Origin of the sequence: Dyadobacter sp. CY261, from assembly GCF_021440085.1 — a bacterium.
GTDB lineage: Bacteria > Bacteroidota > Bacteroidia > Cytophagales > Spirosomataceae > Dyadobacter.
In genome coordinates this window covers 72,974-99,742 of record NZ_JAKCPW010000019.1, presented here as the reverse complement: position 1 = coordinate 99,742, position 26,769 = coordinate 72,974, and the positions used below count along the sequence as shown (strand labels likewise).

26 protein-coding genes are annotated in these 26,769 nt (G+C 46.3%); 5 read left to right on the top strand and 21 right to left on the bottom strand.

Annotated features, from left to right (window positions below):
- Window positions 1-837 precede the first annotated feature (837 nt).
- The 17 genes from LZD49_RS31775 to LZD49_RS31695 form a co-directional block, all read right to left on the bottom strand.
- Entirely contained in the window at window positions 838-1,326 is a 489-nt protein-coding gene (locus LZD49_RS31775; RefSeq protein WP_234672222.1) for a hypothetical protein, read from the bottom strand.
- A gap of 13 nt (window positions 1,327-1,339) precedes the next feature.
- Window positions 1,340-1,819 (bottom strand): hypothetical protein, encoded by a 480-nt coding sequence (locus LZD49_RS31770; protein ID WP_234672221.1) that lies wholly within the window; start codon window positions 1,817-1,819, stop codon window positions 1,340-1,342.
- A gap of 20 nt (window positions 1,820-1,839) precedes the next feature.
- A complete protein-coding gene (locus tag LZD49_RS31765) occupies window positions 1,840-2,142 on the bottom strand; it encodes a PAAR domain-containing protein (protein ID WP_234672220.1) in 303 nt (100 codons plus the stop codon).
- Between the two features lie 4 nt (window positions 2,143-2,146).
- On the bottom strand, window positions 2,147-3,214 hold the full coding sequence (gene tssK, locus LZD49_RS31760) for a type VI secretion system baseplate subunit TssK (RefSeq protein WP_234672219.1): 1,068 nt from the start codon (window positions 3,212-3,214) through the stop codon (window positions 2,147-2,149).
- A 50-nt stretch (window positions 3,215-3,264) separates the two neighbouring features.
- Window positions 3,265-4,110, bottom strand: a complete 846-nt coding sequence (locus LZD49_RS31755) for a TssN family type VI secretion system protein (protein WP_234672218.1) — start codon at window positions 4,108-4,110, stop codon at window positions 3,265-3,267.
- Window positions 4,111-4,145: 35 nt separating this feature from the next.
- A complete protein-coding gene (locus LZD49_RS31750) occupies window positions 4,146-5,123 on the bottom strand; it encodes a type VI secretion system baseplate subunit TssG (protein ID WP_234672217.1) in 978 nt (325 codons plus the stop codon).
- The gene (locus LZD49_RS31745; protein ID WP_234672216.1) at window positions 5,124-6,941 is read right to left on the bottom strand and encodes a type VI secretion system baseplate subunit TssF; all 1,818 of its coding nucleotides are present in this window, start codon (window positions 6,939-6,941) and stop codon (window positions 5,124-5,126) included.
- An 8-nt stretch (window positions 6,942-6,949) separates the two neighbouring features.
- Window positions 6,950-7,588 (bottom strand): GPW/gp25 family protein, encoded by a 639-nt coding sequence (locus LZD49_RS35885; RefSeq protein WP_234672214.1) that lies wholly within the window; start codon window positions 7,586-7,588, stop codon window positions 6,950-6,952.
- Entirely contained in the window at window positions 7,575-8,060 is a 486-nt protein-coding gene (locus tag LZD49_RS31735) for a hypothetical protein (protein WP_234672213.1), read from the bottom strand. Before LZD49_RS31735 ends, LZD49_RS35885 begins: the two co-directional genes overlap by 14 nt.
- Before the next feature lie 15 nt (window positions 8,061-8,075).
- A complete protein-coding gene (locus tag LZD49_RS31730) occupies window positions 8,076-9,896 on the bottom strand; it encodes a type VI secretion system Vgr family protein (RefSeq protein WP_234672211.1) in 1,821 nt (606 codons plus the stop codon).
- A 113-nt stretch (window positions 9,897-10,009) separates the two neighbouring features.
- Window positions 10,010-11,200 (bottom strand): TIGR03750 family conjugal transfer protein, encoded by a 1,191-nt coding sequence (locus LZD49_RS31725; protein WP_234672209.1) that lies wholly within the window; start codon window positions 11,198-11,200, stop codon window positions 10,010-10,012.
- 79 nt (window positions 11,201-11,279) lie between these two features.
- Window positions 11,280-11,687 (bottom strand): type VI secretion system tube protein TssD, encoded by a 408-nt coding sequence (gene tssD, locus LZD49_RS31720; RefSeq protein ID WP_234672207.1) that lies wholly within the window; start codon window positions 11,685-11,687, stop codon window positions 11,280-11,282.
- Between the two features lie 41 nt (window positions 11,688-11,728).
- Window positions 11,729-13,090, bottom strand: a complete 1,362-nt coding sequence (locus LZD49_RS31715) for a DUF5458 family protein (protein ID WP_234672205.1) — start codon at window positions 13,088-13,090, stop codon at window positions 11,729-11,731.
- 28 nt (window positions 13,091-13,118) lie between these two features.
- Window positions 13,119-13,574: a hypothetical protein gene (locus tag LZD49_RS31710; protein ID WP_234672203.1), complete on the bottom strand. Its 456-nt coding sequence runs from the start codon at window positions 13,572-13,574 to the stop codon at window positions 13,119-13,121.
- Between the two features lie 57 nt (window positions 13,575-13,631).
- Window positions 13,632-14,591, bottom strand: a complete 960-nt coding sequence (locus tag LZD49_RS31705) for a hypothetical protein (protein ID WP_234672201.1) — start codon at window positions 14,589-14,591, stop codon at window positions 13,632-13,634.
- 5 nt (window positions 14,592-14,596) lie between these two features.
- Window positions 14,597-17,104, bottom strand: coding sequence for an ATP-dependent Clp protease ATP-binding subunit (locus LZD49_RS31700; RefSeq protein WP_234672199.1), 2,508 nt, complete (start codon window positions 17,102-17,104; stop codon window positions 14,597-14,599).
- 2 nt (window positions 17,105-17,106) lie between these two features.
- On the bottom strand, window positions 17,107-17,658 hold the full coding sequence (locus tag LZD49_RS31695; protein WP_234672197.1) for a hypothetical protein: 552 nt from the start codon (window positions 17,656-17,658) through the stop codon (window positions 17,107-17,109).
- 162 nt (window positions 17,659-17,820) lie between these two features.
- On the opposite strand from LZD49_RS31695, the gene LZD49_RS31690 reads away from it, so the two are divergent.
- Genes LZD49_RS31690 through LZD49_RS31670 form a run of 5 tightly spaced genes read left to right on the top strand, consistent with a single transcriptional unit; the run spans window position 17,821 to window position 22,597 of the window.
- Window positions 17,821-18,597 carry an FHA domain-containing protein gene (locus LZD49_RS31690; protein ID WP_234672195.1) on the top strand — a complete coding sequence of 259 codons (777 nt, stop codon included), beginning with the start codon at window positions 17,821-17,823 and terminating at the stop codon, window positions 18,595-18,597.
- A gap of 14 nt (window positions 18,598-18,611) precedes the next feature.
- The gene (locus LZD49_RS31685) at window positions 18,612-20,015 is read left to right on the top strand and encodes a hypothetical protein (RefSeq protein ID WP_234672193.1); all 1,404 of its coding nucleotides are present in this window, start codon (window positions 18,612-18,614) and stop codon (window positions 20,013-20,015) included.
- 11 nt (window positions 20,016-20,026) lie between these two features.
- Entirely contained in the window at window positions 20,027-20,740 is a 714-nt protein-coding gene (locus LZD49_RS31680) for an FHA domain-containing protein (protein WP_234672191.1), read from the top strand.
- 1 nt (window position 20,741) lies between these two features.
- Entirely contained in the window at window positions 20,742-22,328 is a 1,587-nt protein-coding gene (locus tag LZD49_RS31675) for a PP2C family serine/threonine-protein phosphatase (protein ID WP_234672188.1), read from the top strand.
- Window positions 22,329-22,378: 50 nt separating this feature from the next.
- On the top strand, window positions 22,379-22,597 hold the full coding sequence (locus LZD49_RS31670) for a hypothetical protein (protein ID WP_234672186.1): 219 nt from the start codon (window positions 22,379-22,381) through the stop codon (window positions 22,595-22,597).
- A gap of 1 nt (window position 22,598) precedes the next feature.
- Here LZD49_RS31670 and LZD49_RS31665 read toward each other — a convergent pair whose 3' ends face one another.
- Genes LZD49_RS31665 through LZD49_RS31650 form a run of 4 tightly spaced genes read right to left on the bottom strand, consistent with a single transcriptional unit; the run spans window position 22,599 to window position 26,310 of the window.
- Window positions 22,599-23,618, bottom strand: a complete 1,020-nt coding sequence (locus LZD49_RS31665) for a WG repeat-containing protein (RefSeq protein ID WP_234672184.1) — start codon at window positions 23,616-23,618, stop codon at window positions 22,599-22,601.
- A gap of 1 nt (window position 23,619) precedes the next feature.
- Entirely contained in the window at window positions 23,620-25,116 is a 1,497-nt protein-coding gene (locus LZD49_RS31660) for a serine/threonine-protein kinase (protein ID WP_234672183.1), read from the bottom strand.
- The gene (locus LZD49_RS31655) at window positions 25,113-25,934 is read right to left on the bottom strand and encodes a hypothetical protein (RefSeq protein ID WP_234672182.1); all 822 of its coding nucleotides are present in this window, start codon (window positions 25,932-25,934) and stop codon (window positions 25,113-25,115) included. Before LZD49_RS31655 ends, LZD49_RS31660 begins: the two co-directional genes overlap by 4 nt.
- Before the next feature lies 1 nt (window position 25,935).
- Complete coding sequence (locus tag LZD49_RS31650) at window positions 25,936-26,310, bottom strand: hypothetical protein (protein ID WP_234672181.1); 375 nt, start codon at window positions 26,308-26,310, stop codon at window positions 25,936-25,938.
- Between the last annotated feature and the right edge of the window lie 459 nt (window positions 26,311-26,769).

Sequence of the window (26,769 nt, the reverse complement as noted above, 5' to 3'; positions counted from 1 at the left end):
CGCTGAATCGATTCTTCTTCATGTTCCTTTCCTTTTATGAAAATATAATCGGAAAGCTCCATTTATTCAACGATCACTTTTAGGGGAAGCTTACAAAAGGAGATGGCCAAATAGGGGATGTGGTTATCTTGAAACTGGAAGGGGCAAGTATTGAATCAATTTTGACCTTTGAGGGTTTCAGCCGGTTGGTTGTCAATTGTTACACTCCGTTGCCACAAATAGGACCTTGCATGGTTAAAAGGCGTCGCTAGGTGTGGCATACTGGCCAATTTCTAGCCGACAAGCGATGTTAATATAGTAGATCTCGAAGAACTAGCGGGTGGCGACGCTATTGGGTCGAAGAAAAAGATCGACCAGCAGATTGCCATAATCCAATGGATACAGCAGATCATTAGAAGGTAGACTTAAACTCTCGCAAAATATAGATTGACTGGGTTAAGGTGTAAGCACCAATACTCTCACGTTGACATAATTGATACTTCGCAGCTTTTCCTATTATTGCTAGATTGGCTCCCGAGAAAACTAGGGAACTTCTAAATGCTCCGAGGAAGGTGCTTCGAACTTTCAGAGATTAGGGATTTGAACCTAAGAAGCAAAAGAAATCAACCCAATTTTTGCCCTTAAACAGAGATTTCATAACTTTGTATAAAATTCGGTTTGTTATTAGTTGATAATCAGCGAGTTACATAAGTTTTTACGAGGCATTTTGAGCTGATATGGTGAATCGTGGAAGTAATTTTTGAAAACTTGCAACTAACTATTTAACAGCACGTTAGCTACCTGGTTTCAAATCCTCTCTCTACAGCAAGCTCTCCTACAACCCCCACCCCCCTCAAATCAAGGACGAGACAGCAACGCCTTTTTCTCTGCCAATTGTGTATTCAGGCTCATGTTGTCGGCTGTGAGCTGGATGTTCTGACTTTTGAGTAGCTGGTAATTCTTTTGCAGGGCTGTCAGGACACTATCTTTGTCCGATTTATTAAGGATGTCGTCGGTTTGCCTCAGGTAGCTGTCGAGCACATTCACGAATATTTTTCTGGGATAATTCTCTTTCAACTGACCAACCCATTCATAATATGCCACTACGGATGATTGCTTTACGTCGGGCTTGTTACGGATCTGAAGTGTTAATTCCTGTACTTCCGCCGACTTCTTCAAGAAACCGCTGAGATAAGAAGTCGCTGATGTCCGATCCCGGCGATATACATCCGGGATTTTATGAAATGACCAGTAGGCAAGCAGTATACAGACGAAGATAAATCCGGTATATACTTTTGCAAAAGCCAAGATTTTCTTTTTCCTGAAATCAATATTTTCGGCTTCCATTGTTTGTCTCTGCTTACAATTTTAACAATGCTTCTTTGAGTAAGATATTGTCCGTTTTCAACGCATCATTTTTTGCCTGCTCCACCAAAATAGCTTCCTTTATTTTTTCCGCTTTAGTTGAAGCCGCAGACTTGGCGGAATGTACCTTTTGTAGCATTTCAATGCGGCTGCGATAATTCGCTAATACCAGGCCTGCTATCTGAGATGATACGGGATTGCCCTGGTGTTTTGCAGAAAACCTTTCCAGGCTCTTCTCCCAGGAAATATTCAGTTGCACGGCATTGTTCGTACGACTTTTGATGTCGGTATTTTCCAGTTCCATAAAAAGGCTATCCAGCTCATGCATATCCGCTATCAGGATTTCCTCCTCCGAAACAGACAGTTCGAGTGCATTATTCTCTTCAATATTTCTACGCCCGGTGATATAAAATATGAGAAGGATCAGCCCGAGCAAGCTTGCCGTTGCAATGATAAAAAGTTGTTTCTTACTCATACTTTCAACGATTTTCATGACTAGCCTCCGATCAAAACTGTTGGGCAACCTGCTACGATCACGCCACCGTGGGCTGTCGGATCTCCCAACCTCAATGCAGGCGCGCCTCCGATCATCACTGTCGTCGAGCCCATAACCGTGGTATCCGGCGGACCTACGCAAGTGCACATATCGCCCAAATGCGCGGCAGGCTGGCCTCCGATCAGCACCGTCGGCACTCCCGGCCCTACGATCGGCCCGCCCACGTGCGGGATCGGTGGCAGTCCGGGTGTTACCATCGGACAAGTGTGCATATCCCCTAACCTTGCAGCTGGTTTTCCCATCACATTATCTGTTTTTACCGTATATATCCCACCCGCCCTGGTTATCGGCGTAATTGAGCGGAAGTAATTTCTGACAAAAGAATTCCATAAAATCAAGAAAGCGGACGATGCTATCGAACAACAATGTGCTGTCGTTATGATTGTATTCATTCACCAGTACATTGTCGATCATGGAGTCCACCAGCGATTTTGAGGCAGCTGAAATCTGGGTTTTGAAAATGTTCGTGGTGCCGGCGATATTATTATGGAAGTAATTAAAAAGGATAGACGAATTCGATTCAGGGAGACAATCAAACGACACCCGCAGCATTCTCGCCATTTTCATAAATGCCTCAGCCATGTATACAGGAGGCAGTTCTTTGATGATCAACCTGAAATTATCGATGGACGCTGCGCAGAAAATAAGCAGCTTTTCCAGGATACGGTGAATGTCCGCCGCAATGCTGCTGCGGTTTTGCATACCGCCTATTTTCCTGACAATCTGAGTGGCCAGCTGCTGTACATTATTGAACAAAGTTCCACAACTTTCATAGTACCAAAGCAGGCTTTCGCCATGAATATGTACCGAAGGAGGAATGTATTCATGGTCAATCGAAAACCGCTGGCTTTCGAAACGGATCCGGCAGATCGGAAAACTATAAGCATCCGAAAGCATATCGTGAACAGACAACAGGTCGAGCGCCGGTTTGACCGCGACAAAAGGTCGGCGTCCCAGGCCGACAGTCTCATAGTCACCAATTTCAACCGTTTGGAAAGGATTTGCCTTGATCACAATATAAAATACACCAGCCGTCCCCAGCTTCATTTTGTAATCCAGCAGCGATAACGTAAGCGCCGGATGGTCTTTCGAAGCCGTCCACTCGATCCGGACGCCGCCCGGTGTAATTCCTCTGCATGTGGTCACCTGAATGATGTCACCTGTAAAAATCGGCGATGTAAGGCTTGCGGTAATCCCATCGTCCGCCGCCAGGAGCCCATAATTATAGCTATTGATCTGAATCGCGGCAATGTCACGAGCAGCATCTTTAATTGCAAAATCATGATCCACAAAGTGTTTTTGTGTGATTTTCATTCCATCCCTCCAATTGATGAAAGGGTGCTTTATTTCAGGTAAGATCATTTTTAGTCGGAATAACTTTGTGCTAAAATGGTATCATGGTCGCGAACGCTATTCTGTCTCAGACTTTTGCCTGCGTCAAGGTAAAGACGCTCATTGCCGGGGCCTTGTTTGAACATCACCCAACCTACCGGCCGGCCATTATGGATGTAGGTAATCGGGCTTTTTTTATAGTCTCTATGCCGGTTGTTGTGAGAGTAAATAAAATACTGATATAATGTTCCCAGGTCCACATCTCCCGGGAACTCTACCAGATACCCCTCAAAACTGGGTTCTGCTTCATCGGGGGTTTTTGTAAAATGAATGTTCACCTGAATGACATTGATCGGCTCCAGCACAGGTAACACCCGCTGACCGTCGTAGTACCATCTCCGGTAGCGCAGTTGCGGAATGCTCACCCAATAGTTGTAAGATAACCAGCACAGATACGGAACAACGAAAGGTAATATGCCGACGAGCAGCACGGGTAAGAATACAGATGCCTTCTCAGATCGTAATCCGTATATGATAGCAAACCCGAATATCGACCATAGTGCCCAGACGCAAGTGGTAAGAAATCCTGACCGTAAGTCGCCCGGCCGGAACCATGGAAAGATTCTGTTGCCCCAGCCCACGGACAAAACTCCCAGGGCAAATGCAGTGAGGCTCAACAGTATGTAGCAGAACATCAATGACAACGGCGCAGTTACCAGTCCGATCCCCCCAAAAATAAGCAAGAGCCCGAGCGCGCCCAGCGCTAGCCGGACCAGGCGTAACGGCTGTATTTTTAACAGAAAAAGGAGCATTGTCGCAACCAACGCCATCAGAAAAATACCCGCCAGAATATATATCACATTTACAGCCAGACTCATACTTGAATTTCTATTAGTTAAATGCACGCGGCTGATTACAGTACCGTTGTAAAACCCAGCACAGGATTTTGTTCAGCTTCATCCATTGTAAATGAAACGACCGTATTTTCGGAGCCTTCTCCTTTGCTACCCCCTACTTCGGGCACCAGGTCGATGATCCAGTCCATTTCAACCGGAACGAGCAGGCCGCATAGAAAATGAAGCAAATGCTCGCCGCTACATCCCGGGAAATACTTGCTCATTTGTTCATACGATAATGGCCCGACCTGGATCCTCAGTCTTTTCCTTTTCACGAATGTCTCCCTGATCAACAGCGCGTCGACACCTAGTACCATCTCTCCCATTGCAGCGAATTCGTTTCTAACAGGCTCTTCAAACTGAATATCTTCGAAATACAGTTCAACAGGGTCTGCCATCATCTTATTAAAACATTCCTGCATGCGCCGCAAATTGCCGGCGACCTGGTGTGCGATGACCGTCAAATGGAACAGGCTCACCTTTTGCTCTTCTGTTAACCCCAACCCTGATACCTCCGGCCAAAAGATTTGCAGGAATTCCCTTGAAAACCGCTTATCGTCACCAGCCAATGCATTCTTCTCAAATTGGGCGATCTGAATCAACTGATGATTTACAGTGCTGTCAAACGGAGAGAAAAACAGTCTCGCGTCCGTCTCCTGCTTCACTTCCTCTTCCCGTATATCACTCCATTCGTCACTATTTTTCAACCGCCCTATTGGCCGGTGAAAAAGTCTTTCCGGCAGCATGTCGTAAAAACCGTCACGGGGAATGTTTGCCCTGAACCAGGAATTGCCGGCAAGCGGGTTTAGAATCTCTTCAACCCCGCTGACATCTCGCTCGAAAAAGTATGCGGAAGATCTTCCCGGCGCCACGACCAAGTCCTCCCTTTTGCATAGCCCCGCTTCGAGCAGTTCCCCCAGAATATGTTCGGCCCTCAAACGCTTTACCGGCATTTGATCCAGCAGCTCCGCAAGATCATCTGTTTTCAAGCTCATTTATCTGACCCCGTTAATTGTAATACTGATTGGCAAGATACCCGACGACTGTTCTTCGAAAATGACGCTCAACCTTTTGGTCCGCTCGTCCCATTGTTCAGGGGTTAGCGGCTTTTCAAGATTGGGTGTCAATGCTATCTCCAGCGCGGGCTGCAAGCCTTCAAAAGGATAGTTACCCAGCGAAAAGCCTTTTTTCACCTCCACCTTTTTGATTTTGTCGCCTAATTCGGCAAAGCAGGCAGCTTTATAGTCCTCAGAAGTGACCAGCCGCCCCCTGCTCAATATTGCCTTTTTAAACACTGGGAGAAAATCGTCCCCCTGCAGTGACCGGCTTCCACCCAGCGAGGTGGTCAGCAACACCTGATCGTCCGTAAAAGCGACATTCCCCCGATCGCGGTTAAGTTTCATGCCGAATGCGATATTATTAGCCTCTTCCGCTCTGGTCGACCAATATCTCAACATAATTCTTCCACTTCTCTCGGCGGTTTTGGTAGTCAGAAACCAGTTGGGAAAGTTATCTTTAACGAGCACATTGGTAATGCGTTCCAACCTTTTCCGGATCTCTTCTACGTCCGTATCGATCTCGCTTTGTCCGATTGCCTTGAAAACGGCGCTCTCGTCTCGAAGCAGGTCAACCATATATGTGAGCATATCTGTTGCATCCCGCTCGTCGAAACGGGAAACACCTCTTTGCCTGAGCAGGTACTGGTTCGCATTATCGCGGCTAAATTGCTGCACGTTTGACAGCAACGCCCCGGAAGGAGCTTCCACTTCCCTCATCCCAAGAAACTGCTCACCCTGATCCACCCGAACCGGAAAAACGTTGAATAGTGGTTTCAATTCATAAGCCTGACTAACCGACCGGCGGTTCATTACCGGAATAGCATTCAGATCAATCAACACCCGCGAAACAGCTTCCGGTGTGATGCTACCAGGAAACTTGATTTTAATCCAAAAGAGATCGGTCAGGAAATATTTGGCCAAATCCTCCGGACTTAACAGTTTCGTTATATCAGCAGGATATTTACTTCTGGTGAGCCGGACTTCCTCACTGCCAGATAACTTCCGGCTGCTCAAACTGAAAAAATTGTTGCGGTAATATCGTGCAACCATGCTCTCGTGGGTTTCTACAGGATAGGCATCCGCCCCTGCTGAATCCCCCGCTCTGCTGCCGACCAACCCTGGCGTTACCCGCAGTTCATCCGTTTCCGAAAACATCCTTAATCCTGACAAGCGGTCGAGATTCAGAAAGCGGTTGGGATCATTTCGCCAGTCGAAGAAAAAAGGCAGGTTATGAAATTCCGCCAAATCCTCGTCCAGGCTTAATCCGATCCAGGCTTCATCCAACGGCAGAGAATCGTTCATAAAATACTCCTTGGGCGAGCTGCCCATTTCCCTGATCCGGCTTTGAATGATCAGTGTGCTGACCCTGGCTTTATACAATTCATAATGTCCAGCCGGGTTAAAGAAAATCTCTTTACCCATGACACTGCAATTGAAGGAATGGTCCGGCGTTATTTCGAAAACCGGGTCCACAATCCCTACCTTCATCACAGCGTGGGCGGGCTGCGGGCCCGTTAATACTTCTGGTGTGAGAAGGCTTGCCAACCTGGCTACGATGCGACCGGCAGCATTATCGAGTTCGTGATAAACACCTTCGATCCCCGTCGCAAAAGCACCCAGCAGCATTCCCACCAAAGGATCGAAACCTTCAACTGCCAGTTCGCTTTCATCATACTGCCACAAACGCGCAATCTCCCGGATCATCTCGTTCCGGATATTTTCGCGCGTTTTATATCGTTTCGGATCAGTATACATAGCAGTCCTCAGGAATATCTTACAAGCCTGAACTTCATATCGTCCAGCTTTTCAAGCGTTTGCACAAGCGTACTACTGATGGTAATGGTGATGTAACGGCAAATGCGTGGTGTACCTCCATCCATTACTTCCTGCACGTCATTGATATCGACACTGATGTTATTGACGCTGATACGTTTTTCAAATTTTTGCAGATATTCTGAAACGGTACGTCTGAGCTGGTCTTTGCTTGGCGTATCATTTAATTGCCGGAAGTCATAGTGGTGAACAATGCATCCGTATTGTGGATCGAAGTAATATTTCTTTGGTTCGGTAGCTAAATACAACGCAATGTTCTGGTGGATCGACTCACTGATATTGATTTTCTGAATCAGCGTATCTTCAATCAGAAATTCCACGAATTCCCGAAACAACATCTGCTGGCGAAGCTCGCGGAAACTGGTGCATTTGACTGCTTTCATCAGTTTCTTCATCACCTGGTATTCTTCCAGATTTTTCCCGTCACCGAATCTCCTGACCACTTCTTCGTAAGATCCCAGCAGTTTGACAGTTTCAACAAAGCTCTTTTCGGAGCCCTGCCTTTTCATCAGCGCACCGAAAGAGGGAGGTACGGGGTAGAAATCGTCGGTCATTTTAGTCGTAATCACCTGGTGTCGCCCAATTAGGACAATTGGTCCAAAGTCCTCCGGAACCCCCTCCTGCCGAAATGATCTTTTCAACAAAGGATGAACAGTTATTGGGAAGAATTCCCCAAGTCCATTTTACAGACAACATCTGTTCGAGTTTTAACATTGCTGCCTGAGGATTATTAAGGTTTAACTTAATTCGTTTTTCGACTTTTTTTTCGTTCTCTTTTAGATACCTTTTAAATTCATCCTGGTTCATCCATTTAGGTCGTGCTCTAATGCCTGATACCTCCATTATACCCCTTCCTCCACTTCCAGTGCCGCCCGCTACATGGAGATATACTGTATCGGAAGCAGTCTCCGCACCTAATTGGATCAACATGTGCCCGCATGGATTTAAAATTGCACCCGATACTACAACCACCACCGCATTTGAAAAATCAAACATTTTAATGGGACACGAATTCATTTCATTTCCTTCGAAAGTTGCCATAACTGTACGTTGATATTAATTAATCTTAACTATCGCCCCCTTCAAACTGGCCGCGCCGCCGCCGTCCAGATCCAGACTTGCCGAAGCCTTGAACGTACCCGAAGCCGATGCCTTGATATCCACGCTGGAACCTGCACTGATATCCATACTCTGGTCATTTTGAATCTGGGTTTTACCAGCTTTCACATTCAGTTCGTCGCTGGCTTCCATTTTTATTTTTGGGGCTTTCATTTCAATGCTTTTTTCCGCTTCCAGAAAAATAGTCCCGTTACTTTTTACCCTTATACTCGTATCGCCCACCATCGACAGCTCGATCTCATTCTTACTGTCTTTATTATAAATATGGATTTTCTCTTTTCCATCGGTATCGTCAATGATGATATGATTACCCGCTCTGGTAATAATCCCTTTGATGTTGTTTTTCTCGTTAAACAGGTCTTTCCCCGGCAAAACCTGACCGTGGTACATACTGCCTGTAACAAATGGAATATCCGGATTACCAAACTCAAAATCCACAAAAACCACTTCCCCAACCTCTGGGATAAAGTAAAAGCCTTGCTCTTTTCCTGCCATTGGATTGACAACCCGGATCCAGGGGGTCATTTCATTATCCGCTTTCTGCCAGGGGAATTGCACTTTCACGCGACCCATGCTTTTCTCATCGTCAACCTTCATGACCACGGCAGCCTGCGGCTCTGCATTGGGTTGGATGATCCGATAATCCACCGGAGCGAAATCGGTATTATTGGGCAGGGCTTCAAAATTGCATTGATACACACCTCTGGTATCCAGGTAGTGACTGAGTTTGGTGACCACAAAAACCCCGTAATCGATTACTTCAGATTTGTTTTCGGCATTGACAAAAGTATCGGTCACCTTCACTGTCCCTCCCAGCTTGATCTGCATTTCGGGCGTGCGTCCTGTTAGCACAGCTAACTTATTGGCTTGTTCACTTTTTTTAAGCCTCACCGCTTTTGCCAACGGGGCGGTGTCCTGAAAATTCTGATATCCTATCTCAATCAGTTCGTCTTGAAACAGCTTTTGCGACTTTTCCAACCCAATTTGTGCATAGGAGCCCAGCCCCGCTACACTTTCCCCGGAAGAGGGTGCTTGGTAGGTTTTATCGGTAAAATAGTCATAATAAAATCCTTTGAGATTCAAGGGTGTAGCGCGTAAACTGTATTGCATATCGAAGATATTCTCTCCATGTTTTAATGCAACCTCCCCGTCCGGCCCCTTTTTATTTTTTCCGAAAATAAAGTTTTCGCCATCGTATAACATCCATTCACCATAATCCTCGGCCAACCGCTGTAAAAAGTGAAAGTTGTCCTCTTCGTATTGCGTTACAAATGGAATAGCAGTACCATAAGTCGCGCCGATTTTCTTTGACATACTGCCAAAAGGACTCAGCACCTTATTGACAATAGCATCGAGGTTCTTTTCTGTAAAAGACCGGGTTGTCCTTCCGGCACTCAAAAGCGCCGTTGGGCTCAACCCGGAAATAATAATGGTATTGGAAGAACTCGTGCCTTTACTCAACCGGACAGACGACACAAAGCCTTTAAAATTCAATTTCTGCTTCTCGCTGATACTCCCATCCTTCTGCTTCTCTCCTTGTTTGAGGTTAATAACAACCTCTTCTCCAACCATTTGCTCCGCCAGCTTTTTAATATCCACCTTCAAAGACTTCTCCGGCAACATATCCGGAGAAATAGTGACCTCAAAGCTATGGTGATTATCAAACGGCTGGTTAATGGAAATGCTGCTAATCCGTTTAATGACCAGACTTTTGATGGTGATTTCGACGGAGGCTAGGTATTGGGTGGTTGAGGGCATAAGTCCTACGTTAAATATTCAGTGCAAACTTTGTTGTTTATTATCTGATTACTCATGCAGAGCTTTAAACATTAGATCGCAAATGTTGATACGATGGTACTAATAAAATTTGCTCATAATTTTCCAGTGGCTTCAAGATATCTTGCCTTTAATGAAGGTTCTGGAATCTCCTCGAAAATCAATTTTAGTTCATACATTAGTTCATTGAAATCGTCTGTCAATTCACTTTCACGAGACGTTTTGTTCATGACTTTGGGCGCTAGTTCCTTAATATCACTCAAAGATCCGGTTGCAATACCGTGACCAGGAGTTGCATTGGCGTAAAGCGAAACCAATGTCACTAGGTTACTAATATCATCTCTCTTTTCAAGAAAGGCAACTTTAAAAGTTTCTAAAATTTTTGTGGTGTCTTTGCCCTGCAACAGTTTCATTAAAGGCTCTAAAAGATCTTTTTGAAAATCTTCCAAGACTTTTTTATACACATAAAGGTCATCCCATTTTCTTATCTCTTGTTTATATTGCTTCAGGCAATTGCGTAACTTAGCACCCTTCTCACCTAGATCCTTGAGGGCTTCACTTTGCGCTAGCCGATTACCTCCTATTGGAAATTTGGTATTTTTAAATTCTTTAATTCCTTTTGCAAGGTCATTTTTGAGAAAAAGAATCTCACGGTTAATGTTCCAAATCGTTTCCCAATTAATCTTAGAATTTGCCAAAAATGTTCGAAACTGGCTCAATTTGGGGCCGAGATTTAAGACAGCGGATTTGAGAGCCGGCAGTATCCCTACGATAGAAATAATTACTCCTGCGAAATCTATTACGAAGTAGGCAGCCTTCAGTGTTTTATCATTTTCCATCCATTCAAGCATCTCATCATCACTGATGGTTAAATAAAACATTTTTGCGAAACCACTACCTAGTTGGAGAGCTCCTAAGACGGAACCAGCAATGAGTGGGAATGATAAAGTCACTGCGCCTCCAAGGACGGCTCCAGCGGGAGCCACAACTGTTGCAGCTAATGCCCCAAGAACAATTCCTGATCCCGTAACCACCAGCCCAGCCCCTTCTTCCATCATTCTCCAAAATCTGACTTCACCCTCAATTGCCGCCATTCCGAGCCGAGCCTCCTCCATGGCTCTTGCAACTTCCGGATGCCTGTTTTTAACAGGCAGTGTCCGAGTTTGGTTTACGTAGATTACCAGCTCATCCAGATTAGAACCTTGTGCGCTGACTGATTCGTGGCTATCAAAATTCAGCTCACGAGCGCTCCGCATTTGTTTTTGCAATTCTTTCTTTTTGGCCATCACTGTTGTGCGAATCCGACAGTACAAAATCCTACAACAGGGAACCAGCATTCAAAACACTAGTCCCCCGACAAAAACCCTACTGCCGCTTCAATACCAACGTTTGCCCATTGATATCAAGATCCCTGGCAGATATGGTAAACGATTGCGTTCCAGCATTGTCACCGGAAAGCGAAAAAGTTTCGCTGAAATTGACGACCGCCGCATCTTTGAATTTGATTTGACGTATTGACTCGTCTTTTTGATTAAAGAATTCAATTTGACCTGTCGCACTATCATGATGGGGCATGAGCATCAATTCAATAATTTTAGTGCCGTTTCCCATCTTATCGTCTTTGCGGGTAGCAACCGTCAGATCGATATTTCCACCAAAAATTTCGGATGTAGTCTCGTTGGTGTGAGGATTCACATGCTGGTGAAATGAATACGAGCAATGTAACACTTCAAACTTTGTACTGTCGATTTCAAGCGTAGCCTTATGTGCCATGATTGTATAAATTTTAAATTGTTGTTATTGAAAAATGATCACTATTTAACTTCTGAATCCCAGTCTCCCTTCGTTCCTGTCAGACTGATATTGAATACTTTTGCTGGAAAGAAAGGTTTCATCTCCACATTGATGAGAATGTGCGTCGGTTTAAGCGGATCGCGTTTAACGGATAAGTTCCGGTAACCTTCGATGATCTTTCCCGGGCCTTCGATAGAGCTGAGGAACCGTAATATCTGCTTCTGGATATCCGCCAGCATCTTGTTATCAATATTTTCGAACGTCCGTCGGTTCAGGAAATCCTGCATGATTTTACCTACCCAGTCAAACACACGCACTACGCTATACGTTTGCATACCTACATTATCTCCATCGAATAAAGTCCGCGCTGACTGAGGCACTACCCTGCCCCACTCATAGATCAGAGGAATGAGTCCGCGGCTTTCCAGCTGGGCCACTTCGTTCTTACGCATCATAAACCTGGTACCGCTTGCCATTTTCAATTTTCCGTGCGCCAAACCCGCAACCGGCTGGGCGATATTGCCCCCCCAGATCAATCCGGCGAGCGCCATGGAAGGCGGTACGTACAAATGCTCCGTTTCGCCAACATCCGTATTTGACTCGCGCCCGATGATCCAGTTGCAAGGCATCATCACATGCGCCTTGTGCGCGTCCGACCCGGTCAGTTTATCCCGGTCAAATGCAGCCTCCACATCCTCCGCGCTATCCAGGTGCCGGTAATCGGTGATCAGCATTACCTTATTCTGGTGCGCCAGCTCTGCCCATTTATCGACAATAACGTTCTTTTTAAGCCAGCCCGGAATGACGATAAGGGAGTAGTTATTGACCAGGTCAAACCGATCGTAGTTATCGCGTAACTCCTTGGCCACCTGCTCAAAGATGCCCCTGGGATTGCTGAAACCGTCAATATCAGTGGTCATATCATTTCCCGCATCAAAAAGCACCAGATTTTTAACCTTTTCCTCGGCAGTATTTTCGAAGAAAAGTGCGAGCGAGCGATATGATTTTTCGAGGTCCCCTGTCTGTTCGAGGCAGTTAAGGAGGTTCGCCTTAAGCGTTTGGCTGGCCGAAGCCGCTTTGGCTTCTGCGTCAGCAATCATATCAGCTGCATTATCGTGGGATGTTACTAGATCGAGGATACTCTGCAAGCGCATTTTAAGCTTTTTACGATCCGCCTTATTCTCTTCCTCTTCCAGGAACATAGCTTTCCGCGCCTTCTTCGTCGGATCCATGTTCTCTGTTCCGTCGATAACGGTCTTGATAAAATCGAATCCGCCGAATTTAGCCAGCTGAGGTAATGTCTGGGCAAGCGGACGTGGCGCAGCTTTCTCGGTTACAAGTTCCTTAACCTTACTTAAGGCTGCTTGTTCTTCTTGTGCCATAGCAAATGAATTTAGGTTATTGTAATGTTTACTCTTCGTCCGCCGCGTCCAATTCGGTAATGAGGGCTTCCAGGGCTTCCACAAATGCGGCTTTCCCTGCCGGGTCTGCCAGCAGTTTTTGAAATACTTTATTGGTTGAAAGTCTTTTGACTACCGTTTGAAAGTCATCCTCTTTGCTTTTCAAATCCTGCAAGAAGCTACTTTGCTCGATCATCCCTTTTACAGTAAAGGCACTCACGTTGGAAAAGTGCAAAGTTTCGTTCACATCCTGGCCGTCTTCTGTAGTATGCGTGATATCTACGCTCGGCTGAAAATGGTCGAATGCATCCTGCAATTTCTGGATACCTTCCACCGGCTCCTGGCTCATCGAATCCGTTGTGAACTTATTGATGATAGCCGTTTTATTATCGTGAAGCAGCTTGATTGCTTCGCTGGTGCCTTCGTCTATCACGACGCCACCGAGTTGGGGTTTTTCTATTGCCATTTGTGTCCCTATTAGGGTTGAATTAAGTTTGCGATTAAATGATACTGAGGGTTGCTTTTACATGCGCAACATCCGTTTAAGAACAACTCCCATAGAATGATCCTTTTCTAGCCAGGGAACATGATCGCAATTCCCTATCAGTTTTACACCACAGCTTCTGGCTTGCTCCCGTATGAATAGGTCAGCCTGGATAGATCTTTTCCAATAGTTTCTGGTCTGATCAATTCGAGCATCTTTATTTTCTTCTCTATGCCTGAGCCAGGCCGCAGCGTATACACTACTAATAGGCTCTGTCAATATTTTCAGGAACGAACGTTCCCCAAGTATTAGATCAAGCGCATTGCAATAAAGATCATTTCCGAATTTGATCGGGTCAAAGAATCCCGGGTCTCCTCCGATCCCGCCGTGGGAAGTATCCAAATCTATTAGCACTGCATTGGGGATCATCATTCCATGAAAAGTAGGCCTTGATGATTGGAGTGTAGAGTTCAGGTACGGGGTAATCTTTCGATACGCATGGGCAATCTTAGTCCCCGTAAGCGTAAGATTTCCTTCCACCTCAGTCGGAGTTCTTTTAACAGCGTCATACAAGCCAATAAAATTTATATTTGGCTGGGTAAGAGTGGCTTCGCTGGTAATGTATCGCTTATGAAACTTAGCTCTATCCGCCGAACCAGCCGCAGCCGGTCTTATAAAGCTCATAGAATTGCTTAACACAGTAGCTAATTTCAATGCTATAAATCCCCCTCTGCTATGCCCGACAATGTTAATCTTAATGTCATCAATTTTACATCCTTCAAACTTAAGAATACGCGCCACTCTATAATACGTTTCTCTGACTGCCTCGTCTATGATGTTACCAACTTCCAAGCCTAATTTTCCTGGTCCGTTGAGGTAAACTTTATCACCTACAAAGTCATTGACAAACCGGTATACATGGCTGTTTAACCCATCCTGTCGTCTCCATTCAGTTGAACCTGTGCCGTCAATTCCTATTAAAATATGATGTTGCGCCATAATTATTAAGCAATGTGATGTTCAGCTACCTCCCACTCAAACTCCCCACTCTCCCCAATCTTCAAACTAACTTCCGACCCTTTCCCAATCTCCCCCGAAACGATCATCCGCGAAAGTGGCCTCCTCAGCCTATTCCGGATCACGCCGCGGATTGGGCGGGCGCCGTATTTGGGGGTGAACCCTTCCAGCGCCAGTGCTTTGGCGGCTTCTTCGTCCAGATGCAATGTGATACCTTGTTTTTCCAGTAATGCCACCAGTGGTTTTACCTGGATCTTGAAAATGTCGATAACTGCCTGTTCCGTGATCGGGCTGAACGGGATGATTTCGGTTAATCTTCCCAGGAATTCCGGACGGAAATGGCGTGTCATGAGGTCCAACAGGTCGTTGGAGGCCGGGATTTTGCCCTGACCAAACTGCTCTACGATCCAGTCGGCCCCGATATTGGAAGTAAAAAGAATGATCGCATTTGAAAAGTCGCCTTCTCTGCCCAGCCGGTCGTGCAATGTACCTTCATCCAGAATCTGCAAAAAAAGGTCGAATACCGAAGGGTGCGCTTTTTCAATTTCATCAAACAAAACAATCGCAAAAGGCTGCTCCTTGATCCTGGTAACCAGTAAACCACCTTCTTCATACCCCACATATCCCGGAGGTGCCCCGTAAAGAACTGCTGCCGAATGTTCCTCCTTGAATTCCGACATATCGAAACGGATCAGCGCTTTTTCATCATTGAAAAGGAAATCGGCCATTGTTTTAGCCAACTCGGTTTTACCCGTTCCAGTAGGACCTGAAAAGAAAAACGACCCGATCGGTTGTCCTGCCCTGCTTAGGCCGGACCGATTTTCAAGGATCGCATCCGAGATAACCTTGATCGCGTGATCCTGACCTACAACCCGTTTTTTCAAATGGTCGTCGAGCTGCATCAGTTTCTCCCGCTCCTTCGATTGTATCTTTCCAAGTGGAATTCCGGTTTTGTGTGCTACAACGGCAGCTACATCACTTTTTTCCACCGATTCCTTCTTCTGCCCGCTCAGACCTTCCAGTTGTGTAAGAAGCCCCGCCAGGTAATCGGCGATACTTTCCGGCAATTCCATTTGCGCTGTTTCCGGTTGTTCTTCGAGCTGGCCGAGCAGTACAGGACTAAGCCGGTCTTTCAGCTGACTTTCAAACCACAACAGTTCCTGGCGAAACAGGGTCGGATCACCATTTGCATGCATTTCAAGAAGTGTGTATAGTTCGTTTTTCAGAAATTCGATCTCCCGCTGAGATGTTTCAGTCATCAATTTCATTGCCGCCATCGTCCTGTCGATCAGATCAATAGCTGCATCCGGCAGGCGGCGGTCCTTGATATACCTTTTGGCAAGGCGAACCGTTTCGGCCACAGTTCCATCCGCAACCTTGATCTGATGATGGTTCTCGAAAAGCGAAACCACTTTTCCAATCATTCGGCTTGCGGTTACCTCATTGGGCTCTTCTACTTTCACCAGTTCAAACCGCCGTGCGAAGGCTTCGTCTGGCTCCATAAACTTCCGGAATTCGTCCAGTGTAGTCGCCCCGATAACGGTCAGCTCACCTCTTGCAAGCTCCGGTTTCAGCAAATTGGCCAGCCCCATTGCGCCGCTTTTGGGATCCATGAGCACATGGATTTCATCGATAAAGAGGAGGGCACGGTCATATTGTTTAATCTCGGCGATGATGTTTTTAAGCCGGTCTTCAATTTCTCCTTTATAAGATGCACCCGCAATGAGGGCACCCATGTCGAGTTGAAAAAGGTAGGCATTCAGCAGATGCCCCGGTACTTGCTCCGCTACAATCAGCTGAGCCAGTCCCTCTACCAGCGCCGTTTTTCCTACACCCGGCTCTCCTACAATGATTACATTCGGCTTGGTGCGCCTGCCCAGGATCTCGACCGTCATACGGGTTTCCTTGTCCCGGCCAATGATCGGGTCGAGCTTGCCTTCCCGTGCGATCGCAGTTTTATCGACACAAAATTTTAAAAGCGCCTGGGACGTAGTGCTCCCGCCAGCAGAAGTAGAAGTTTTCCCACCGCCTGCCGGAGCCACCGAACTGGCTGCATTTTGAGCGCCTGACTCAGCGAGCGCTTTTTCAAGTAAATCTGTTTCTGAAACCGGAAATGATTTGAGTTGATCTTTTTGAAAAGCAACTCCCGGCCTCGCAATCGCAATTAGTACCGCCAAAGGTGAAACCTCTTCCTCCCCTAATTTCATACGCACAATATCCGCCACTTCAAAAGTCGCCTGCACCTGTGCATCACCACGGGGTTCTCCTTCTATACGTGCGGATTTCGGATATTTTTCAATGCGAATGTCCGCCCAATCTCTCAGGTAATGCACATCCACTCCCCAGGCCGCCAGCAAGCTGGCTAAGCCAACGTCATTATGCAGCAAACCTTTCAGCAAATGTCCTGGAGAAAATGCAGCATGCTGGTTTTCCTTGGCGATTGCCTGGGCTATTTGGATAGTTCGCTTAAGATCGCTTGTGAAATTGGTAGTCATTGTCATAATAGCTTATAGCTTTTTAGAAATGCTATTATTTCATCAATGTCATCATATATATAGATTGCCTCGAGAGGTACCTCGATGCTAAAATCGGCGCGAGTAAGATTAGGGATATACACTTGCCTGCCACCTCCTGCAAACTGAACGGGTTTTGTGTATTTCAATTTATATTTTGAACTCTTTGGATCAGTAAATGGAGTTGCCTCGTTTTGTCTGGCGACTATTCCCTTAAATCCTTCAAAGGGCTTATTTGTCCTGATCATTACCAGATAACCCAAGCTATTCCAGCCACGTAAAACTGCACTTTGCTGGCGAACGTAGTTCCAAAGAGACTTTCCACTTTTCTGGGCTTCCAAAAGGGTGGTATGAAGACCTGATGTTTCACTCCACCACGGACTTACAGATTCTTCATTCGTCTTTGTATCTATTTTGATAATATCCCATCCGGAAAAGCGATAAAGTAATGTCCCACTACTAAATAATTCAGGAATTGCTACTCCACCAGGAAAGGCATTTCGAACGTCTTTGTCCAACTGTCCAAGAGTTAGCATTGGTCTTTTTTGTTAGGATTTACATTAAAACATTCCGATTTCCCCACAATGTTATACACTTAAAAGACCGAATAAAATACGTCAAATGACGTATTTTATCGAAATGGTATATATCTCATATTTGCAATATCCAATGAAAATATCGCTGCTAAGTGATTGTATATGAGTGACCAACCAAAGCGGGTGACGGTGGGCCGGAGGCAGGGCAACACGATCATTCTGCCGAATCCTGATGTGAGCGGAGACCATGCAGTGCTAACACTTAAAGAGCCTTCGACAAACACCTGGGAAATTCAGGACCTGGGCTCCCGGAACGGAACTTTCGTAGACGGCCAGCGTATCCTGAGCAAAGAAATTACCCCGAAAAATAAAGTCGTTTTTGGAAGTACGCCGCTGGCATGGAACCAGGTCATTGATGTTCCAAAAACAAAAGAAAAATTGCTATCCATAAAGGGATTGCTTCCAATAAAAGAATTGCTCCCCGAACGTGACAAGAAAAAGGCTGTCAGCTTTCAGGATACTTTCAAGCCATTAGCAGAAACCGAGGAGCAGCGCCTGAAAAGGATATATGAAGAGTACATTTCCAAACGAAGCCAGCTGGAAGATATACAACGTAACGAGGCACTCAATGCCCGTTACCAGTCACTTGGAATTCCTTTTGCAGCTTTATGCGCAGGCTCAGCGGCTTTTGTCCCGCCCGAACTCCGGTACATTTCGATCATCGGCTCAGTGATTTCCATGCTGATCGCGGGTTGGTCATTTTTTAACTCAAAAAAGTATGCGCAGGAAAAACGCGAACTGAACATGACCAAAATTACCGAGCAATACGATATTCACTACCGTTGTCCGCATTGCAGGATCAAGCTTACCGATCCATTTCCGGTTCTTGTCCAGATTAAGAACTGCAGAAACTGTAAAAAGCCCCTGATAAACGACTAACCAGATCGGACACTATGAACCCTATCGATTTTGAGAAGACCCAGCTATTTGCCGACCGCGCGAAAGAGATGCATGCCGCTCAGGAAACTGCCCCTCCAAGTCCGGCAGCAGTTCCGCCGGTTCCCGTTGCTGCAATAACCCCTCATATCAAGACACTGAGTAAAGAAGAAAAAATAGCATTGGCTACCGGCGGTATCCTGTCGCTGGGCCTGGGAACGATTGTCATTGCCGGAATGGATTCGCCACAAACTCCTGCTATTCAGAATTCTACCGTAATAACAGACCCCGTCGCTCCTGTGCTGGACGCGCCAATCCTCGAAACGGATAGCAACGTCGGTATCACAGAACCGGTTATTGATGAAAAACCGGATGTTCCAATTCATAAACCAACCCAATCCCCGGCCCCTGCGACCGCCAGCGCGGGTTCGAATGTCTCACACGCATTGTTCACCATGCCGGCCGAACTTGTTGTTGCAACGGATGTTACCGACGATATGCCCTTTGAAGCCGCATTCAATACCGCAAGAGCAGAGGTAGGGCCTGGCGGTCTGTTCGTTTGGAATAATACCTATTACGGGACTTTCAGGGAAAGTGAATGGAATGGACTTGCTGACAGTCAAAAACAAACCTGGCTCCATGCTACTGAACCGATCCTAGATCCTGTCGTCCCCGAGCCAGAACCCATAGAAGACAAACACGTAGTGGTGGCAGAGCGGGGAGAAATTACCTGGACAGGTATTGATAAAGATGAGGACGGCATAGCAGAGGTTTTGATCGCTCACGCGAAAGGCACGGCTCCCATTGTGATGATGGACACGGATGGGGACAAATTACTGGATACCCGTTACAGTATGGAAGCGAGTGGGCAGGTGGTAAGTGCTGCTTTGGAAAAAACATCTTTTGCGCTGAGCGACGTACACCAGATCCCTGAAATGGAACACGGAAGTGTATTCGGGAATGTGGCCGGTATTCAGGCCGATGACCCAAAAGAATTGCCGGTTACTATTTTGCTGGAAAACGGAAGTTATGTAGTAGGGATTGATCTCGACGATGATAAGCTGGTTGATGTCATTTCGCTGGGGCGGGATGGCGAATCTCCGTTCGTGGCTATGGATCTGGACAATGATGGTCAGGTCGAGACGAGTTTTCTATATAATGCAGATAGTCATTATACTGAATCTGTAAAAATGGATCCATTGCAACCGATGACCGTTTATGAGCAGCAGGATGCTTCGGCAGATCTGTACAGTGCAGCGGATGAGACCCCTGATTTCGATACCGATCCGGATGGAGAAACTGCTGCCAGGCCGGACCCCACGGATCAGGAGGACACCGCAAGTCTGCACGCCTATTCAGACCCATACGGAGATCATTACTTCAATAATAATGCCGATTCGGCGGAGGATTTTATCGGATAATAATTGATAGGATGGAAATTACCTGTAAAAAATGTAATACCCGTTTAACGATCAGTAATTCCAGCAGCCTGATCGTCAAGTGCGGCAACTGCGGCTATCCTAATCCGGTTGTTGTCAACCCAAATGCACCGCCGCCTTCACAACCAGTTCCGCCGCAGGCCATTATTTCGCCTCCTCCCCGGCAAAATAATGCCGCCCCGATCGCAAACCCCAGACCAGTAGTGAATCCTACCCCGGTAAGCACCCATGCTCCCGGCAAGGCAGTCGATGTTCCTGCCGGTAACGAGGTGGGGTGGCTTGTCGTGCATGATGAAAATGCTCCATTGCAAACCTATCCGTTGAAAGTAGGCCGACAAATCATTGGCCGACACAACAGCGCGTCGCCTTGTGACATCATGATCATTACCCAGGACGTATTTATGAGCCGCAACCACTGTATTCTCGAAGTAAAGCCTGTACGTTCAGGGGGGTATGATTATCTGGTATCTGATCGAAAAATGAGTAGTGGCGTGCCCGAGAATATGAGTACTAATGGTACTTATGTCAATGCATTTCAAAAAGGGCTTTTGCCCAATGATGTGGTATACCTGAACGATGGCGATACCATTCAGCTTGGTCAGACTAAGATGGTCGTTAAGACAATACGCACCGTTGCCAGTGCCGACGACGCGACCCGGCTTGTGAAAGATTCTGAATACAGTCCCACGGTAATCATCAAGCATTAAAATGAAAGTAGACATCAATCTGCCGGTCGGATTTACGGAGGTGGGCCAACGTGCCAATAATGAGGATTCTATTTTTCCTCCGTTAAATGGTGTGAGTAGTAGTACCCGGCTATTTCTGGTTTGCGACGGCGTTGGCGGACAACACAAAGGAGAAGTAGCCAGCGCATTGGCATGTGCATCTCTAAGTACATTCTTTCTCCAAAATCCCGTGGCTGTTGCCGATGACGTTTATATCACAAATGCGCTACGTGCCACTGTTGATAACTTTAATAAAAAAGAATCAGAGGATAAGGAAACCCGCGGAATGGCGACTACCCTAACCCTCCTTCATTTTAATGAGGCCGGAGCTACTGTCGCACATTTGGGGGACAGCCGGATCTATCAACTCCGAAATGGCAGGGTAATCAGGGTCAGCCAGGACCATAAGCTGGTGAACGACCTTGTCAGGGAAGGACACATAACGGAGCTGGAGGCGCAAACGCATTCACAAAGAAATGTAATCACCAAAGTAATTTCAGCCGATCGTCTGGATACCCCGGATGTTAAGATTATCAACGATGTGGTCGCGGGGGATTATTTCTTCCTGTGTACCGACGGGGTCCTGGAACAAATCTACGATGACTTGCTTGCATATCATCTGCGTGAGAGTGCTGACAACCAGATCTCGGATGCCGAAAAGTTGGAAAATATCCGTTTGGAATGCGCAGGTAAAACGCGGGATAATTTTTCAGCCTATCTGATCAGGGTCAATGCGGTAACCGGAACCGTACCGTCGGCCTATGTGGTTTCGTTACCCCCGGTTGAAGCAGCGCCGGCACTGCCTGTGGCGCAGCCTGTCCGCAATCCGAATCCGCAAAGGGACTACGAGTTCGACGCTCCCACCGAATTTTCTCGTCCAAAGGTTCAAAGCCTGAGATCGGCACCAGATCCTCCACCCCTGTTCCGGCAGCCCGCAGTTACAAAAATTCCTAAAAAGAAATTCAAACCCCTGCCCTATGTGATCGGGGTTTTTATAGGCATTATAGCTACGGCAGCAGGAATGCTCTACCAGCGGAACAATGTCCCTCAGCCAACCTCCCAAGTTCAACCGGAACCCAAAGCACCAAAAGTCGTGACAGCTCCGAAAATCGAATCTCTGCCTGAGGAAAAAACAGTGGAGGTCCTCGCTGAGCCACTACCAGCAAAACCAGCCGCCAAAGAGTCCGACGTCTCTTACGACCAGCTTCTTGCCAAATCCGAATCCCACCAGTTTATGTTATTGAAAGACAAAGGAATATATTATGCCTGGGAGCCTGGAAAACATAAAAAAACGAAAATCGATTATAACCAGCTGCTTAGTGTACCCAACGTGCTGCATTATTACAGTTTCCCCGGAAATAAAAAAGGCTATCTCTTTCTATCCAATCCGGATATCCGAATTGATAATGTAGACAGTGTTGATATTGGAACCGGCGAAACGATCTATTTTAAAAATGGTCAGAAAAACAAAATTGAAAACGCGACGGGAAGAAAGGTAAATCTTTCTGTAAAAGATATGAAAGAGAAGCTGACCGACCAGGTTGGGAATGAAGCTATTTTGGATCAATAGCTTGACTATTTTTTTGTAGTTTACAAATCGCAAACATAAATCATACTAAAATGTCAACAACAAATACGATACTGGATGAAGTATACGGAACCAGCTATATCGAGGGTCTTCCAAATGCCAACAATTGCTCGGGCTTTATAAAATCCCTTGGAAAGAAAATCGGCATCTCAATACCGGAAAAACAGGCAGACGGGATTATGGCTGATTTTAATCAACTCACTCAGGATGGCAACTACGTGAGCGCCTGGAAAAAACTGAATAGGGTATAGGTCATTTCGTCAACTTTCCATTAACATCAATCGTCATAGCGCGACCGCTTAACTGGACCTGAGCTTTGCCTTTTACGAAAGAAAACGGCAGATCATAGATACAATCGATGACAATTTTGCCCGACATATCAATGCAGCCCCATTTCCCATCCTGGCAAACAAGCGAACGGTTCTCGATAAACTCATTGATCTCACAAAATATCGGCTGCACGAGTACCCGTTTATCATTATCCTCATCAATCAAAAGACCCCATAAGTCATTGTCACTAAAAGCTTTGAGAAGGACTGGGCTGCGACTTACGTTTTTAATATCGGGGGTATTGATCACGTCGGCAAATTTGATATCAACACCCAGGATCTGTTCGACAATTCCGACGTTCCTGGCCTTGTTTTCAATGCTGGCTTCGGGGTCAAGAAATCGAATAGAGGCAATATAAGGGCGCCAGTTCCTACCCTCTCTTTCCAACCTTAACTCAGCAACTCGCTCCACGGGTTTGAATGCATGACCATTTCTGGCCTTTCCGTCATAGGTGATTTCAAAGGCTACTTTGATATACATGGAGTCGGCATCGGATACCGCCTGGACTTTCGAAACCTTCGTCAAATTGATCTTTACCTGCTTGCCTTGATTGGGATCATCACCATTGTCGTATGCACCAAATTTGTCTGACAACTCATTAAAATAATCCTCAACCGCTTTGTCACGTGCGCTCTTTTCGAGATCCTTTATCTCGGCATCATAAAAATCGTTTTCAATGATGACCTTGTCGTTGTAAAATATGCGCCCTGCTCCCGGGGTGATTAATGCTGCTAACCTGCTCCTTCTCTGCAAGGCGGATTCTGTAAGGAATATATCGTACTCAAATTCCAGACTCCCGATCAGCTTTCTGGCCTCCTGCTTGATCTTATTTTCGTCTGCTTTGGTAATCGTTCTGCTGGTTTGCCCCCATAAGTAAGGCGCTGTGGTGACGAGCAAAAAGATCGAGAATACAGACCCGGAAATCCTGGAAAAAGCAAACATATTAATTCAGTTTCTCTGTATAGCTACGTTCAAAAACCTGCCCTGCACTCACGGTCAGTGGTTCTGCGTTTGGCGTGAGACCGAATTCAATATATTCCACCCTAAAAATGATCCCCTGCCCGACCGGTAGCTTAAAACTGCTTGTCTGTCCGGCCGGCGCGATCTTGCTCTGTGGCACGCCGTCTATATATACCCTGAGATCGTGGTATTTTGTAAAAACGGATATGGTCCCTGAATCTTCCACTTTGGCTTTCTGGGGCCTCGGAGTAGCGGCGGGCGGAGCTATGCTGGCTTCCACGATCTGCTCGGGAGCGGCTTCAAGAGTCGGAGCCTTGGGCAAAGTGTCTACGGCTACTGCATCCTCATCCTTATCGGGTACAAGGGAAGGCGCAGTGAAATAAGTGATCACGGCATAAAAACTGCCCGCCAAAAGCAAGATCAGCCCGGTCCATAACAAAACCTTGCCCATTTTATTTGATTTCGGCTTGGCTTGTTCGGGAACAGCTATTTCCGGTTCAGGCATCTTTACCTGCGTAGGTGGGTCAAATGCGGCTTTGATTTCCTTGCCTTTTAGCTGCGTTTTCCCGTCAAACCCGACAATTGGTTCTGTCCGAACAAATGGCGGTGCTGGTTTCATCTCTTCGCGTTCAGCCAGCAGCATGAGCAACTCTTCCGCTCTTTTCACACGTTTTTCTGGATTTACAACCAGGCATTTCTCAATAATAGATTTATAAGGCTCCTGAATATTTGCAATGTCTTTAGGCAGCTTTCCGCCCAACACCATGGTCCTGATCCTGTTCGAGGTATCTTTCTCCGGGTTTTCGCCCTCGATCCTGAAAGGCAGCCGGCCCATCATCATCTTGTAAGTCATAATCCCGAAGGCCCATAAATCAGTGTTCGGCCTTAATGCATCGTTTTCGGTGTATTGCTCCGGGGAGGCGTAATTGGGTGTAATGGCAATCTGTGAATTGTTGAGCACGTAGCTCATATCAGCATCTACCATACGGCTAAGTCCGAAATCGGCAATCACCGGCACCCAATTGCCTTCATCATCGCGGTCCATTAATACATTCGCCGCTTTCAAGTCGCGGTGGATGATCGGTACTTTGTGCAAATGCGCCAATCCTTTTAGTATACCGGTCAGAATCTGTCTCCGCTCTTTGTCACTAAGCGTATGGTTACTGAGCACATTATCCAGGTTTCCTTCCGGGTAATATTTCAGGATAGCATAGTCATACACGCCTGCCCGGTCGCTGATCCGTTCTACATTTTCATACCTGATGATATTAGGATGATGCTCAATCTCGTTGGCCAGCTTCACTTCGCGCTCAAGGTCAAACTTTGCGAAGACACCTACCTCGCTCCGCTTGATGGCCACATAGCGTTTCCTTACCTTATCGTAAACTTTGTAAACACTGCTGAACCCACCCCTCCCCAGGAGACTACCGGAGACAGATGGATTAAATTCAAAGCGTAAATAAAAGTCTTCCGTTGTCATGGGATTTTATTCTTTTGAAGCTTGATCTGAAAACCGGCAGAGGCTACCCCCCGGGCGTCTAAATCCAGATAAAGACCGACCCTGCTGTTCTTGCGTTTTGCAAGCATCGGAATTGTAAAAATGGCATCGGCAATCACAATCGCTATACCGCCGAACAAAAGCGCTTTTGATAAGGTCTGCTGCCGTTTCGCTTTCCTGAGATCTGCCTTCGCTTGCTCTAACGACGCTTTCGACAACTCCCTGAGATAGGGATCGTCACCGGCTAGCGCGATATCACTTTTGTGGTTCCAGTTGTTCTCCTTGTAAAATTCGTAACTATCGGCGCTCAATTTTTTCTGGACCGTACTTAGGTAATACATCCCCCCGCCGACTACAAGCCCGCCGCCAAGTGTAGCCAGCGCCAGCCCGTTGACTCCACCGCCTTTATCCTTTTTGATGACAGGAGGTTTGCGTTTCACAGAATCCGTCGCTGCAATCAGAGGCAATGCACCCGGCAGCACATTCACTCTGATCACCATATCGTCATTGATTTTCAAACTGTCGGCCAGCACATCCCAGATCACCTTTTTGTTTTTCCCCGGTCTGATATTCTTTCCAATATCACCGCTAATGTTTCTGGGAACGATCACTCCCCGCCGAACAGCATTGACGACCACATAAACGGAATCTGCGTCCCGGACATCCGCAATATCATATTTGATCTCAATGACTTTCGATTTATTGTGCAGATCAAAGCGCACATTACTGACCCGCGGCTGTGAAAGGGCCGCAATGGAAGAAAACAAAAGAAAACAAAGCCAGTAAAGTGTTATTCTCATACTATTTCACAGTAATGGTGGTTTCTTTAGTGGTTTGCATAAAACAGCGGTTAGTGAGGATTACCGCGATTTTCTGTTCGCCTGTGCCTTCAAATTGATAGGATATTTTTCGGGCGACGTAGGAAACTCCCCCGATCGTCCAGACAGTCCGAAAAGATTCTCTTTCTACGTCTGTATCAGCCCCTTCCACTTCAAAATCCCATCGCATCCGACCTTTTTCCGTTGCTTTTATACTGCCCGACGGAGCCTGTTTGCAGCGGTCTGCCTGAAAGTCTACCTCCTTGTAAGACTCGCACCCGAACAACGGAAACAGCAGTCCGAAAACGGCCGATCCAAACACCCACGAGCGGCTCCGCAAACCATATATAGACTTCATTAGCAGTGTATTGAATACAGAAAAAATCTCCAATCCAATGCAAATAAGCCAATTCCCTAACCACAAAAAATACGTCAATTGACGTATTTTTTGGCCTTTCGATTTTGGGTAATCTTGTGTTTAAAATCGCACTAGTATGATCAGAAGTTTTACTGTAACCAGCTTTTTTTTTCTACTACTGCTGCTAACAAGCTTGTGTTGCATCGGGCAGGAATTTGTGGCGACACCGGGAAACATTTCAATTGCGGCTGCGGGAGGGAAATGCACTAAAACAACCTATGTCTTTTCAAATATAAAAATCAGAATACTAACCGGTAATACGGCAGTAATTACATACGTTAAAAGCTTCACCTCTACTGAATGCCCCAACGGCTTGTGTAGCTCGGAAATGTCTCAATACTGTGACGGTTTCATTACCGTTGACGGACAGTTAATAATCTCTTTCCCTCCCTCAACGAT

What these genes read in the sequence shown, in the direction of transcription:
- LZD49_RS31775 (WP_234672222.1), bottom strand. Translation starts at nt 1,326, where the DNA reads ATGGAAGCCGAAAATATTGATTTCAGGAAAAAGAAAATCTTGGCTTTT.
- LZD49_RS31770 (WP_234672221.1), bottom strand. Translation starts at nt 1,819, where the DNA reads ATGAGTAAGAAACAACTTTTTATCATTGCAACGGCAAGCTTGCTCGGG.
- LZD49_RS31765 (WP_234672220.1), bottom strand. Translation starts at nt 2,142, where the DNA reads ATGGGAAAACCAGCTGCAAGGTTAGGGGATATGCACACTTGTCCGATG.
- tssK (WP_234672219.1), bottom strand. Translation starts at nt 3,214, where the DNA reads ATGAAAATCACACAAAAACACTTTGTGGATCATGATTTTGCAATTAAA.
- LZD49_RS31755 (WP_234672218.1), bottom strand. Translation starts at nt 4,110, where the DNA reads ATGAGTCTGGCTGTAAATGTGATATATATTCTGGCGGGTATTTTTCTG.
- LZD49_RS31750 (WP_234672217.1), bottom strand. Translation starts at nt 5,123, where the DNA reads ATGAGCTTGAAAACAGATGATCTTGCGGAGCTGCTGGATCAAATGCCG.
- LZD49_RS31745 (WP_234672216.1), bottom strand. Translation starts at nt 6,941, where the DNA reads ATGTATACTGATCCGAAACGATATAAAACGCGCGAAAATATCCGGAAC.
- LZD49_RS31735 (WP_234672213.1), bottom strand. Translation starts at nt 8,060, where the DNA reads ATGGCAACTTTCGAAGGAAATGAAATGAATTCGTGTCCCATTAAAATG.
- LZD49_RS31730 (WP_234672211.1), bottom strand. Translation starts at nt 9,896, where the DNA reads ATGCCCTCAACCACCCAATACCTAGCCTCCGTCGAAATCACCATCAAA.
- LZD49_RS31725 (WP_234672209.1), bottom strand. Translation starts at nt 11,200, where the DNA reads ATGGCCAAAAAGAAAGAATTGCAAAAACAAATGCGGAGCGCTCGTGAG.
- tssD (WP_234672207.1), bottom strand. Translation starts at nt 11,687, where the DNA reads ATGGCACATAAGGCTACGCTTGAAATCGACAGTACAAAGTTTGAAGTG.
- LZD49_RS31715 (WP_234672205.1), bottom strand. Translation starts at nt 13,090, where the DNA reads ATGGCACAAGAAGAACAAGCAGCCTTAAGTAAGGTTAAGGAACTTGTA.
- LZD49_RS31710 (WP_234672203.1), bottom strand. Translation starts at nt 13,574, where the DNA reads ATGGCAATAGAAAAACCCCAACTCGGTGGCGTCGTGATAGACGAAGGC.
- LZD49_RS31705 (WP_234672201.1), bottom strand. Translation starts at nt 14,591, where the DNA reads ATGGCGCAACATCATATTTTAATAGGAATTGACGGCACAGGTTCAACT.
- LZD49_RS31700 (WP_234672199.1), bottom strand. Translation starts at nt 17,104, where the DNA reads ATGACTACCAATTTCACAAGCGATCTTAAGCGAACTATCCAAATAGCC.
- LZD49_RS31695 (WP_234672197.1), bottom strand. Translation starts at nt 17,658, where the DNA reads ATGCTAACTCTTGGACAGTTGGACAAAGACGTTCGAAATGCCTTTCCT.
- LZD49_RS31690 (WP_234672195.1), top strand. Translation starts at nt 17,821, where the DNA reads ATGAGTGACCAACCAAAGCGGGTGACGGTGGGCCGGAGGCAGGGCAAC.
- LZD49_RS31685 (WP_234672193.1), top strand. Translation starts at nt 18,612, where the DNA reads ATGAACCCTATCGATTTTGAGAAGACCCAGCTATTTGCCGACCGCGCG.
- LZD49_RS31680 (WP_234672191.1), top strand. Translation starts at nt 20,027, where the DNA reads ATGGAAATTACCTGTAAAAAATGTAATACCCGTTTAACGATCAGTAAT.
- LZD49_RS31675 (WP_234672188.1), top strand. Translation starts at nt 20,742, where the DNA reads ATGAAAGTAGACATCAATCTGCCGGTCGGATTTACGGAGGTGGGCCAA.
- LZD49_RS31670 (WP_234672186.1), top strand. Translation starts at nt 22,379, where the DNA reads ATGTCAACAACAAATACGATACTGGATGAAGTATACGGAACCAGCTAT.
- LZD49_RS31665 (WP_234672184.1), bottom strand. Translation starts at nt 23,618, where the DNA reads ATGTTTGCTTTTTCCAGGATTTCCGGGTCTGTATTCTCGATCTTTTTG.
- LZD49_RS31660 (WP_234672183.1), bottom strand. Translation starts at nt 25,116, where the DNA reads ATGACAACGGAAGACTTTTATTTACGCTTTGAATTTAATCCATCTGTC.
- LZD49_RS31655 (WP_234672182.1), bottom strand. Translation starts at nt 25,934, where the DNA reads ATGAGAATAACACTTTACTGGCTTTGTTTTCTTTTGTTTTCTTCCATT.
- LZD49_RS31650 (WP_234672181.1), bottom strand. Translation starts at nt 26,310, where the DNA reads ATGAAGTCTATATATGGTTTGCGGAGCCGCTCGTGGGTGTTTGGATCG.